10 protein-coding genes are annotated in these 12,509 nt (G+C 38.5%); 4 read left to right on the top strand and 6 right to left on the bottom strand.

Annotated features, from left to right (window positions below):
- Window positions 1-56: 56 nt before the first annotated feature.
- Both AAEZ18_RS15510 and AAEZ18_RS15505 read left to right on the top strand, forming a co-directional pair.
- Entirely contained in the window at window positions 57-449 is a 393-nt protein-coding gene (locus AAEZ18_RS15510) for a hypothetical protein (RefSeq protein ID WP_350595141.1), read from the top strand.
- Window positions 450-451: 2 nt separating this feature from the next.
- On the top strand, window positions 452-1,573 hold the full coding sequence (locus AAEZ18_RS15505; protein WP_350595142.1) for a DGQHR domain-containing protein: 1,122 nt from the start codon (window positions 452-454) through the stop codon (window positions 1,571-1,573).
- A gap of 164 nt (window positions 1,574-1,737) precedes the next feature.
- Here AAEZ18_RS15505 and dndE read toward each other — a convergent pair whose 3' ends face one another.
- The 6 genes from dndE to AAEZ18_RS15475 form a co-directional block, all read right to left on the bottom strand.
- The gene (gene dndE, locus AAEZ18_RS15500) at window positions 1,738-2,094 is read right to left on the bottom strand and encodes a DNA sulfur modification protein DndE (protein ID WP_350595144.1); all 357 of its coding nucleotides are present in this window, start codon (window positions 2,092-2,094) and stop codon (window positions 1,738-1,740) included.
- 1 nt (window position 2,095) lies between these two features.
- The gene (gene dndD / locus AAEZ18_RS15495) at window positions 2,096-4,087 is read right to left on the bottom strand and encodes a DNA sulfur modification protein DndD (protein ID WP_350595146.1); all 1,992 of its coding nucleotides are present in this window, start codon (window positions 4,085-4,087) and stop codon (window positions 2,096-2,098) included.
- Entirely contained in the window at window positions 4,084-5,709 is a 1,626-nt protein-coding gene (locus tag AAEZ18_RS15490; protein WP_350595147.1) for a DNA phosphorothioation system sulfurtransferase DndC, read from the bottom strand. The genes dndD and AAEZ18_RS15490 overlap by 4 nt, the downstream gene beginning before the upstream one ends.
- On the bottom strand, window positions 5,706-6,791 hold the full coding sequence (gene dndB / locus AAEZ18_RS15485) for a DNA sulfur modification protein DndB (RefSeq protein ID WP_350595149.1): 1,086 nt from the start codon (window positions 6,789-6,791) through the stop codon (window positions 5,706-5,708). The genes AAEZ18_RS15490 and dndB overlap by 4 nt, the downstream gene beginning before the upstream one ends.
- Window positions 6,792-6,906: 115 nt before the next feature.
- Entirely contained in the window at window positions 6,907-8,964 is a 2,058-nt protein-coding gene (locus AAEZ18_RS15480) for a DNA phosphorothioation-associated putative methyltransferase (RefSeq protein WP_350595151.1), read from the bottom strand.
- A gap of 1,183 nt (window positions 8,965-10,147) precedes the next feature.
- Window positions 10,148-11,152 carry a nuclease-related domain-containing protein gene (locus tag AAEZ18_RS15475; RefSeq protein ID WP_350595152.1) on the bottom strand — a complete coding sequence of 335 codons (1,005 nt, stop codon included), beginning with the start codon at window positions 11,150-11,152 and terminating at the stop codon, window positions 10,148-10,150.
- 307 nt (window positions 11,153-11,459) lie between these two features.
- On the opposite strand from AAEZ18_RS15475, the gene AAEZ18_RS15470 reads away from it, so the two are divergent.
- Window positions 11,460-11,858, top strand: a complete 399-nt coding sequence (locus AAEZ18_RS15470) for a DUF6088 family protein (RefSeq protein WP_011329741.1) — start codon at window positions 11,460-11,462, stop codon at window positions 11,856-11,858.
- Between the two features lie 93 nt (window positions 11,859-11,951).
- Window positions 11,952-12,452 carry a nucleotidyl transferase AbiEii/AbiGii toxin family protein gene (locus AAEZ18_RS15465; protein WP_350595154.1) on the top strand — a complete coding sequence of 167 codons (501 nt, stop codon included), beginning with the start codon at window positions 11,952-11,954 and terminating at the stop codon, window positions 12,450-12,452.
- Window positions 12,453-12,509: the final 57 nt, after the last annotated feature.

Genomic DNA, 12,509 nt, shown 5'->3' with positions numbered 1-12,509 from the left:
TATTTTTATGTTTTTTTGTGTTCTTTATTTTAATCATGGGAACGTTTGGAATTTGGGTGAAGCCAATATTAATAGAAACACCTAGCGTTGAAGGATTTTTAAATAGCTTAAACACGTTAAATTTACTTGCTTTTTCAATTCCACTAATTGTTACCGTTATTTTTGATAAAGTAGTAACTATCGCGGTTCAAAGAGAAATTCAGGATCCTCCACTATTAATTTGGTCTAGCATATTAAGTATTATAGCTATTTTCATTATAGCTATATTATTCACATTTGGAGGTAAAGCCAGCTTAGATAAGTTCAGTTTTTGCTCTCTAATTGCTTGGCTAATAGTGCTTTATATATGGATTGTTTTTAATGTGGACAACCCTAATTATCAGAAAAAGAATGATGCAAAAGTCACTTCTGGTGGAAGTAACGTAGACTACGATGATCTGGAGGACTAAAAATGGATAACTACTTTAATGGACCAGCACTTTTTGTAAAGCAACCTTTTCGTGAGTTTTATATCATAAGTATTCCCGCGACTAAGTTAGTGAACATTTGTTATTCATTTCCAGCTATTTATGGAGAAGAATTATTAAACGGTGTTCAGAGGGGATTGAATGATAAACGTATTAGTAACATTGCTGAATTTAGTAAAACTGAGAATGCATTATTTCCTAATTCTATCATTCTTTCTGCTAATATATTGCCAGATGGTACCTCGCCGGAAGAAGAATGTTGGTATCTTGATGGAGCTAATTTAGTAATTCCAAGTGATAAAAAATATGCATCTATAGTGGATGGTCAACACCGTCTAGCTGGCTTAAAAAAAGCAATTGAGTCGGGTGACATTGATGAAACATTCTCTGTTGTGTGCGCGGTTTATTTTAAGCTTACGGCTCCTGAACAAGCAGAAGTATTTGCAACGATAAACTTTAACCAACAAAAAGTAGATAAAAGTCTAGCATATCAACTGTTTGGATATGATTTGGATGCGGATGACAAAAAGTATTGGGCCCCAGATACGTTAGCTATTTATTACTCAAGATTATTAAATAAAATGGAAGAGTCGCCATTTTTTAATAGGGTAAACTATGGAATGGCTCAAATTGGTGTAGACGAAAATATTGACTGGTCTATTTCAACGTCAAGTTTAGTAGAAGGTATAACTTCACTATTCTCTTCTAATCCTACTTCAGATAGATATGAAATTCATAAAAAGAAATTAATTCGAAATGAAAGAGATTGTTTAAAAATAAAAAGCAATAGCCCGCCACTAAGACAGGCATTTATTGATAAAAAAGATAAATCTATTTTTGATTTAATTTTAAATTACTTTAAAAAGTGGAGTGTAATGGCCTGGCAATCTGAAAATACTTTATTTATGAGAAAAACTATAGGTATTCAAGCATCTTTCGATATATTAAAAGATTTATGTAATATGTATGGGTTGGATCAAAGTGCAATTTTGGAAAGGCTAGATGATGTGAATTTAAATAAATTAGGTAATGTCGAAGTTAATTACTCTGGCATAGGAAGGTCCCAAATCCGAAATGAGTTAAGGGATCAACTTAACCTAAATTAGATAGTAATGAGGTATAAGCTAACTTTCACCTAGCCTAAATTCCAACTAGGTTAATATATTAAAAATATTAGCCTAGTATTTTATTAGCAAAGAATTTAGCACCTTTTGAAGGCGATTATATTCTTTGAGATGTAAAATTAATTATATATCAACTCGGGCGATTTTCAGCTTGATAAATCACCTACTAAAGGTAATAGTGATTTATGATTCCTAATCGCAGAAACCCCATCCTCAACATGCGCTGCCCATGCTGTTTGTAATTCTTTATCAGAATACTCAGGGTAGCGTTGTTTGAGTAATAGCTCAGTCACCATTTGGGTTTTACCCAACCACGTGAATTTATCAAGTTTAAGGCTACCAGAGAGTTTGTAGTCTTTTTCTTTATTGAAAGTAAAGCCTTTCTCAATAGAACGAAAAAACGCGATACGGGCTGCTACGTTAGGTGTAACGCCTGTTTTGCCTTTTAGGGTTTGCAGTTGTTCTTCAACGGCTTTGTTAAGCCACATAGTTTGTGGGAGCATGTTATATGGCCTCCTGTGCAAGCTCTGCCCAAAAGTAACCTTCTCGCAGGGTTGAACAATTAGTATGTTGGTTAAACTCAATCTCGAACGCGTGAGATACTTTATGTTCAATGGCTTGGTAAAAGTCTTCGTCTACTTCGGTATCGGTTGAAAGCAGTATTACTTGCTCGCTGGCTTCTGGGAAGTAGTGCTTAATAAGTTTATCGCGGTGTTTTGAATCTAAACGGCCAAGAGGCGTATCAACAACTACAGGCAATACTTTACCCGAAAGCTTACCGAGCGCTTCTAAAATAGCAAAAGCAAATATTTGTTTTTCGCCTGCCGACATTGATTTTCGGTTAATAATAACACCTTCGGCATCGACTAGGTTTACGTCAAAGCTAGTTGGGTCTATTTTAGCCGAGAGCTTTAAATCCTCTTTACGGGCAAGCTTACGGTATGCTTTTACAAATAGCTCTTCTAATTGCGTTACACGCAGCTCTGTAAGGGCGTGTTTAAAGTCTTGTAATACATATTGGCTAAGCTCTACACGCTCAACGGCTTTATCGGCTGAGTGGTTATTTTTAAGCTTGGCGTAGTCTTTCTCTAAGCGTTTAGCCAGCTCTAACTCTTTAGCTTTAAACTCTTTCGCTTTAAGGAGTTCGCTTATGTACTCTTTGCTTGTAGCATCGCGTTGTTTTTCAAGTTCGCGAAGCGCTGTATATAGCTCATGTAAGTCGGCAGCATCAGGCGCTCGTTCAATATTAATTGACAGTGAGCTTAATTTATTTTGCGTTTGAGTAAGTGCTGTCGAAAGCTCTTTTATTAACGCTTGCGACTGGGAAGCCTCTGTTACTTGTGCGTTTATAAGTGCAAATTCAGAGTCTGAAATATCAAGCTTTGGCTCGGCAAGGGCGGTTTGATTTACCAGTTGACCAAAATAGCTATTTACCGTTGCCATTATATCGCTGCTTTGGGCATCAAACTTTTGATTAAGCGCACTTTCAAGATTAGGTAGCGCTTGTACCAGCTCGTTACCAAATGCTTTTGCTTGTTTAATTTGTTGATCGCTGGTTAGCTGCTCAATCAAGTTTTGCATTGCCGTTGGCGCAAGTGCCATTGGTAAGCTGCCGCTTAGCTCTTGGCGTATTTTAGCGGTTAGCTCTTTTTCAAGCTCAATAAGCTCTGAGGCTTGTGCTTGCTCTTGATCTTTGGTTTTAGCCCATGCGCCACCTTGCGCTTGTATTTCGTGCTCTTTAGCAGCTATTTTGTTTTTAAGCTCGGTTAATTGTGCACCAATGCTGTCGGCTTTATCCCATGTAGCATTTACTTGTTGGGTAATTTGCTTTTTTTGATCTTCAGCGGCTTTAATTTTTTTAAGCGTGTCTTTATCTGCGGTTTCTGCACCTAAGCCTTTTAGGTAAATATCAAGGTCGTTACTTAAACGATTAATAATATCTATGCCGAGCAGTTTTTGTACAGCCTCTTTTAAGTAAGAGCCGGTATCGTCTTCTGCAAGCTCTGCTATTTTTTCACCATCAAAAAAGAATAAATCGCCGATACCAGGTGGTACTATTTCATGTAAAAATGCTTGTACTTGTTCTGAGTTTAACGAGTTATCTTGCTCGCCATTAATAGTAAGCGTTAACTTTTCATCGCCTTCAAGCTTCCATTTACGGGTTACTTCGTAAAGGTTATGTTTGCCTTGGTGAGTATGTGAAAAGCTAAGCGTTATGCAACCCTCAGCATCTTGCTTTTCTTTAGTGGCTGTTTTATTTGTTTGCTCGTTTAAGTAGTTTAGGTAATCTTTTTTAGTGATTACAGCACCCAACGCACGCTTACCTAATAAGGCTAAACGAATAGCGGTTAGAATAGAGGTTTTACCTGCACCGTTTAAACCACCAAATAAAATAATAGGGCGTTCAAATACGCCTTCTTTACGCGGGTCTAAGTCTATAGAGGTTTGGCCGTTAAAAACTCGAAAGTTATTTAGGGTGAGTGTTTTAAAAATCATTCTATGCCCTCAGCTTTGAGCAGTGCAGTAATTTGTTTAAGGTCGTCTTCTAGCGCTTTTACTTCGTTACTTTGGCGCATTTGGCTCTGGCGAATACTTAAATTAGACGCAATAATAGTTTCGGCACTTTCCCAATCTTGTTGAATTAGACGACCAATACGATTAAAAATGCCTGTACGGCGAGCAAGACCGCTCATAGCAGTTTCTATGTCTATTAGCTTCTTGATCATGTGTGGCGATACGCCGTGCTTAGGTGCTATATCGTTAAGCAGCTGCCCTTCGCTCAAGCTAAATTGATTAGAATCGTCTATTGTCCAGTCGAGCTTTACGCCAAGTGCATCAAATACAATACCTGGTAATGTGTCGTCCCAATCTGGTTCGTTAGGATCGTTTAACCATTCGTGCCTTACTGCGTGTAATTCTTCAACGGTTATTACTTCTACATTGCGATCTTGATCGTTAAACTGCTTTTGAATATTAAGTAATAAACGCATTGCATGTTGGCGATACTTTAATTTGTAAGGGCCCGTTGTGTAGTCGTCTGTAAGTACGCGTTCTTTGTCTTCTTTTAGCGTTTTAAATGCTAAACGACCGTCGCGCCTAATGTGGTTACGGTATTTCTTTTTAAGCTTAGGAGATGTACTACGCGATAAAATATTACGGTACTTAAGTAGTGGCGTCATCCATTGCTCGCCATTTTGAATCAGGCTTTCCATTGCACGGTCACGGGTTACTACGGTACATGTCCAGCAACCAAAGCGAGAGTTACCACACGATGGTGTAGTTTCATCAATAACCATTGGGCACTCACCCTGACCAGATGAATCTTTATATAAATTCCATAAAACGAGGTTTTTGCCGCCCCATGGGTTTTCCCACTCAAGGTCGTATTTATCAAACCATTTATTTTTAATGCCGTAAGGCGTTTTTTCGGTTTTTAAGTGGCACAGACGCAAAATTTTCCATACATCGTCAACGCTCCAGGTATCTATAGGCGTATAAATAAAGGCGTTACTTAAGGTTGTGTGTACAGCAAGATCTGAACCATCAATTTTATGCTTTTTAATTACTTGTGCACGTGATGCGCTTTCTTCTGAACGTGAGCCTAATACAACAATTACTTCGTCGTATTCGCTTACGCGCTCTTTAATAAAGGAGCTTACAGGGTCGATTTTCATTCGCTCTGTACACCAGCGAAAGTTACGCGTTGGAGCAGGGTAGCCTTTACCTAATAAATTAGCCCAAAATGTATTATTCGATTTTGGTACCACTTTATGCGAGGTAATTGGCAGGCCTTCACGTTTAGCACCTTCTTCAATTAGCTTTAGTGACCTATCTACGTGATCAACCACCATTGGGGTTTCTACTAAGGTGTCTGATGCGACTACAAATACTGGCTTATGGCGATCTTCAGGCTTTAACCCAAGTAATGCAAAATAAATAAGCGTCATTACCGCAGATGAATCTTTACCGCCACTATAACCCAATACCCATGGGCGTTTATCGGCCATATAAACTCGCTGGGTGTCTGCTACAAAGTTATGTAGTTGACTACCCGCAAACGATTCGTTTTCGATAAATTCGATGTAATCTTGTAGATCGTGTTGATTTAATAATTTCATACGTTTAAGTATTCTTTCTCTTTTTGTACATCGTTTTTTGAAAGAGGGAGGCCAATTTCGCGTTTAATTTGCATACTGGTAAGGAAAATATTACTCATTGCTTTTGATAGCCTACCATGTTGCATTGCTCTGTGTGCCCAAGCTTGATTGCTTTTAAGCCAGTTAATATTAGCTATTAATTTAAGTTTCGTTTGTTTTTCAGAATTGCTTAGTTTGATTAAGTCTCTACCAACTAAGGCTAACGCTTGAAGCCCAATGCCATGAGCTGAAATATATTCTTGACGAAACTCTGCAGCAGAAAGCTGTTTGTTTTGTACTTGTATCCATTCAGGCATATAAATATTTAGCATTTCCCAAAATTTTGCGGCTACTTGCCTTTCATCTTCGTTAAAGCCTTCTTTAGTGCCTTTACCAAGTAAAACGCGGTTAGCTTGCTTGATACCACTAAGGGTGAATAGTTTACTACTTTTAATAGCAATTGTAGAGCGTTCAAATTCAGTAAAACCAGCAAAAGGCTTTGTATTTAAAGCTAAATACCGTGCAAGCTCTGATGCTTGATCGCGGTGATCATACATTGTGCCTAACGACGGGCTTGGGCGTACTGCGTATTTATTTAAATCGGCAAACATTTGCTGACTTCGTTGTAGGCCTTCGTCTACAAAAAACAAAACTGCAATGTTGTCTTGGCTTAGCTCTGGACGCTCTTTAAGTGCTTCTTCTATAGCTGCACGGCGATGTTGCCCATCATTTATTAATATTTGCGCATCCATAGGTACTTTTAGACTACCAATATTGCTGTTTTTTTCTACTTCTATAAAGTCTATTTCGGCGCCAATAGAAGCTGTAATTGCAGAAAATACATAATCGTGAGGTGACTCAACTAAGTAACGAGCCATTTCGGGAATTCGACTTTTATTCAGTGTACGTTGGGCTCTTAGCTCAACAGGGACTTCTTCTTCGTCATACATAAAGATTTTTGGTATGAGCCTCAAAGGGCAAGTTGCTATGTAAAAAGGTTTGCCCGCTTGCTGACCGCGAACTGCGGGAAAACTGTAGCAGTAGTTGTTTTCAAGGTTGCTCATAATTCAATCTCATCACGTAAGGTACGTAATATTATTACGTACCTTACGTAATAAATACAGCTTTTATTGTTTTATTTAGTGCAATGTTGAAGTAGTTCCTTGTTATAAATGGGTTTTATTTTTTAAAAAATTTATTTCCATTCAATTCAATAGCCCAATATTCAAATACCTTTTGTAATATAGGCCAGTTGGGCCATTCTTCTTTGGGTACGCCTTTTAGCATGTCAGCTAGTTTTTTATCAAACCGCTGTTGGCTTTTGTATTCGCTACTGCCCTTTTGTAAATAATCTACTTTGTTATAAAGCGGCTGTAGCGGGTAGTCGCTTCCGTAAAAAAAGTAGTCGATATCTTGCTCTAGCATTTTGACTTTTATTCGCTCGGTAAGTAGCGGAAGCTTTTTATTAAAATCATCGTATTTTAAAAAAGTAACTTTACCGGATCGCATATGTACTTTTACTAAATCTACGTCGTCAATATCGCCATACAATTGCACAGCACAGCCTATGTAAACACGCAGTATTGTTGGAAGCTGGTTTAAATAGCGAGTTGGTAAAATATATGAGTGGTTATCGTGTAGCTCACCAAGCTGGATTTGTTCATACGCTTGGTAACATGCATTGCCAATGTTAGTAGGATCAGCAATTGAAAAAAGTGATTTTTTAGCTTGCTCAAGCGCTTGGTTATAATCGTTAAAATGAACTTTTAAATCACGTGTTAACCTTGCAGGCATATGACTTTTAGCTTGGCGTTTACCAAATAAGCTAAGTGCAAAGTAAACAAGTAAATCGTCTTTCCGTTTTCGCTGTGCTTGTTCAAACTCATTCTGCTCATAGTAATTTTGTAGCAAGTTAAATGCTTTACTATGGCTGGCGAAATACTTACGCAGTGTTGTACTTCGCTCAAACTCATCATTTGCAGGTAAACGACCAAAGTGAAGGCAATGTTGCCAAAAGTCATTTAGCAGTGTTTGGTGTTTTTCAAATAAGGTTTTTTGTTGGGCTTTGGGCAGTGCTTTTGGTTGCGGCCTTTGGGTTATGTGTTGCCAATTATAGTTTTGAAACTGCAGCTCTAGGTGATGGGCTTCTTCTAGCTGTGAGCATTTAAAAATAGCGATAATACCTTGCCCAAATGCTATGGTTTTAACGTTTAAAGCTTGCTCTATGTAGGCTCTTATTTGCGCTTGACTATAGTACTTCTGGAATGTGTTCCATTTGGTAATTATGCCGTCTTTATAGGGTTTAAAATGTTCTTGTTTTGCTTCGTTAGCCAACATTACCGACACTAGAAGTAGCTGATTTGTGTGCTTGTAAGCATTTTTTAGCGTTTCGGTACGCTCATTTACGTTTTCGATTACGTTAAGTACAAACCCTAAATTAACTATATCGCTATTTTGTTTACACCCATTGGGGCGGTGCACTGGGTCCCACGCATTTATATTTAATCCATGAGCTTCAAGCTCTGTAGCATCGTCTGCTAGCCCGCAACCATAATCGAGTATTGAATAGTCTCCGTTTAAATAGCCGTATTTGGCGAGCTTTTGAAAAGGAGCAGAAAGCCTATCGCGATTTATTGCAGTTAAATGGCGTTGTATTTCTTCTGTTTTTTGCTCTACTTTGGGTTGTTTAACTTCTGCGACTTTATGAAGCATTCCTGTCTCGTCTAGCTTGTAACCTTTACGCTTTATTAAGTTTTGCCACTGTTGTTTAAAACCAATGCTTTTAGTGTTTTGGTACAAGCCTATTTGTTCACCTTCGTTTGTTACTTTTTTAAAAGCTTCGTAGCTATTGTAGGTAGGCAAAACAAATGTCTCTTTTCGGTGCAATATAGGTGGGTTATTTGAGTTACTGTAATTAGTTATTTTTATTGTTAAATCGTCAGCATCGATTGTATAGCTGGTATGAAGTGGAGGATAAGCATATTCATCAAAGTCAGGGTAGTTAAGCAACGTAAACTTTAAATCGCGCTTGTAGAACTTTATTAAGTTCCATGGTTGTTGAACGTCAAGTTTGTTAATAGTGTTTTTTATAAAGCTTAATAATTCTGGTTGTAGAGCTTCAGTCAACGCACTTTTATGCAAATAAATGGCTGTAGGTAATGATTTACCATGTTTGAGCTTTTTTACTAAATCACGGTATTGAGAAAAGTTTAGTGATGGAGGTAAGTTAGCATCCATTAAGGTTACTCAAACAGTTAAGATAACTCAATATACATAATGCTATTACTAACAACAAATCTGAAGGCAAATGCCAAGACAACTCCCCGTGATCACACCCGAAATTGAATTAATGGTGAGTAATTTACAGCATGGATGCTGTTAAAAAGCGTAGCTAGGCCACGGATGCCTATCTACGCTGGTTACGTTCATATCATTAATTTAAATTGAGGAAGCAGTGTGATCCTCGGGGCGCCGTGGGGTTCCAAGGGGCGGTCGGCGGTATCCGCCCCTTGGTTGCCGTCGCCAACGCGACATCTATAAATAAAGGCGTCGAGCGCCGGGTATCGGGCATCGAGCCAAGAGCTTCAAATTATTAAAAGCTGCGCTTTTCGCGTCAGCAAGCTGCACGCCTACAGTAAAATTTAAAGACCGCTGCTAAGACAATACTCCCGTGATCACACCCGAAATTGAATTAATGATGAGTAATAGCTGCGCATGACGGGATTTTGTTCCCGACAAATTCCAAGTACCTAAATCCCTTTAGGCAATGCGCGATAGCCGTGACTTTGCTATGGACGGCGAATACACGGCGTTTACGTTCATATTATTAATTACAATTGAGGATATAGTGTGCTCCTCGGGGTGCTGTGAGATTCCAAAGAGAGGCCGGCGTTTGCCTTTCTTTGGTTGCCGTCGCCAACGCGACATATAACTAATATTTGCAATTAAAAGCCCAAGCGCGAGGTAAACTCCCGCCTACAATTTGAAGGCTGACGCTGAGATAATTCCCCGTGATCACACCCGAAATTGAATTAATGATGAGTAATAGCTGCGCATGGCGGAATTTTGTTCCCGACAAATTCCAAGTACCTAAATCCCTTTAGGCAATGCGCGATAGCCGTGACTTTGCCATGGACGGCGAATACACGGCGTTTACGTTCATATTATTAATTACAATTGAGGATATAGTGTGCTCCTCGGGGCGCTGTGAGATTCCAAAGAGGTCGGCGTTTGCCTTTCTTTGGTTGCCGTCGCCAATACGATATTTGTAAATTAATTTAAAAGCTTCGCTTTTCGCGCGAGCAAGCTGTGCGCCTACAGGTGTTTAGGTGAGCTTTGTTTGTTGATTGGGGTAATGAGCTAGTTACTAAAGAGCTAGTTACTAAAGAGAAAGCGCGATGTAAAATCGCACCTACAAATGCTAAAGCTTAATAGGCGTACTTATCTCACAATCTTTGCATACTAAAGAGTAATTTTCTTTACGTTTGCTTGTTTTAGTATTGGTGCTTGAGCACTCAGGGCATGGTGATTTCATTGGTGTATTTGCACTGCAATTACCGCATTTTACAAAGTAGCCATAGCGCCCAGAAAGAGGCAGCAAATTGGTCGCGCTATTACATTGCTTACAAGCTAATGTTATCTCTTTGATTAGATCACTTTTAGGTTTTACTTGTTCAGTAATGGTTTGCTTAGTCGCTATTAAAGCCTCATCGTAAAAAGATTCTGATTCGCTTATCTTTGCAGATACATATGAAGGCTCTTGTAAGTTAGGTGATATGTTTTTCTCTAAAATAAATTGGCAAATTTTGCCCAGGCTTTCTTCGTTAAACCATGGTCTTACGTTAGTGGATAAAAAATGTAAAGCATTAGGTGCCGATGCGGGTAGTTTCATCATTTGTAGTAGTTTATCAGCTATGAATTCTGATTTTACTAACCGCTCTTCTGTTGCTTTTGGGGTGTGATCCCTGTTGATAATTGCATTGCTCGATATTGCACAAACACTTTGCCATTCACGGCCACCAAAGCCTTGTTGTAGTTTACCAAATATTTTTGGCAGTAATAATGGGGCATTGGCTCGTAATAGGCTTTTTAGTACTGCTAGTTGTAGCTCAACTTGCTTTATTGGTGAGGGCATACCTTGCCAGTTACCACGGTAACTTCGGCTCCATTCTTGATGTTCATTAATCGTTACTTCCCCTGTAATGCTTTTAGATTCGATGAGAATAAAGCCGTAGGTATATACAATAAGGTGGTCTATTTGAGCTGTTTCGTCGTTGTGTTTAAATTTGAGGTCGTTAAATACAAAAACTTGAGGGTGATCTTTAAATGCACGGCGTAAATAAAATGCCACGTCGAGCTCTTGTTTTTGGCCTGCTTGTATTTTTGCAGAGTTACTGGTGGTGAGTATTTTATCTTTTAAAATCATGAGGCTTCCATTCAATCATGCGTGTGGATAGGATATCACTGATGTACCTAATAGCAATACGATTAAGGCTTTAATGTTGATTAGGAAGCTTTAAAGTCATCGACAACGCGACATATAACTAATACTTGCAATTAAAAGCCTAAACGCGAGGTAAACTCTTGCCTACAATTTAAAAGCTAGGCTTTTCGCGTCAGCAAATTAAGTGTTGATAGCTACCTTACCCAATCTATTATTAAATGTCGTATGTTTGCGTTGTTAAGGTGTCGTATATTTGCTATATTTAATACAAGAAACGAGGGTATTTATTATGACAATAGCAAGTAAAGTAACAACAAGAATAAACCGCTCAAAGCGTTATGTTTTTGATCGTGCTGATTTTGCAGATATTGCTGGTTACGACCAAGTTGGCCGGGTATTAAAAAAGCTGGTTGATAATGGTCATTTATTGCGTATTGGTTATGGGCTTTACACTAAAGCGAGAGAAAATCGCATTACGGGTAAGTTAATGCCGGCATCTCCTGCGGGAGCTGATGGTGTTATATTAGAAGCGATTGAAAAGCTAGGTGTTGACTACAAATTTGATGAGTTTTCACAACGTAGTATCAATGGTGAAAGCTTGCAAATTCCAGCGTCTCTGAAAATAATTACAAATAATCGCTTTAAACGCAAAATTGTCGTAAATAATAGTGCTATTAATGCTAATTGATAGTGACCTGTTTTTAGATGTTGCCGATGCTCTTGGTATGGGTAACCCTGCTAAGATTATTATGTTGTTGCATTACTAAAACTACTTTCTGAATTGTCTTTTGATACGCACTTATTGGTTTTTTCTGGTGGTACCGCATTAACAAAGTCGGGCATTAAAACTCATCGAATGTCTGAAGACATTGATATTAAAATCATACCTACAGATGTGTTTGCTAATATTTCAAAAACACAAAAAAGAAAGGCTAGGAAAGAGTTACATCTTCAATTACTTAATGCCATTAGTCTGCACAACTCTTTTTCGGTAGAAAACCGCCCTACTATTTATGATGAATATCGTTATCAACAAATTGATATACGTTATCCTCAAGCACATTCAAAAGTTCCATGCCTAAGGCCGTTTATTAAGTTAGAGCTGATAGAGACCTTGCTTTATGATCAAGTAGTGAGTAGAGATATATGTTCTTTAATGAATGAGGTCACTCAAAAGCCTCCTGAAGTTGCGCTAATGGGGTTTTCGAGTATTAAGAGTACACAAGCGGAAAAGCTAGTCTCTATGTTGAGGCGAACAGCAAGCACGGCTAGCGCATTTTAATCCCAGACTCTAACAGGGTTGAGCGGTAATCATCGTCTAGCCCTGCCATTTTCTTTT

Source organism: Pseudoalteromonas sp. 19-MNA-CIBAN-0066, assembly GCF_040308705.1.
Taxonomy (GTDB): domain Bacteria; phylum Pseudomonadota; class Gammaproteobacteria; order Enterobacterales; family Alteromonadaceae; genus Pseudoalteromonas; species Pseudoalteromonas nigrifaciens.
The sequence above is the reverse complement of the archived record's forward strand: the minus strand, read 5'-3'. Positions and strand labels throughout refer to the sequence as shown.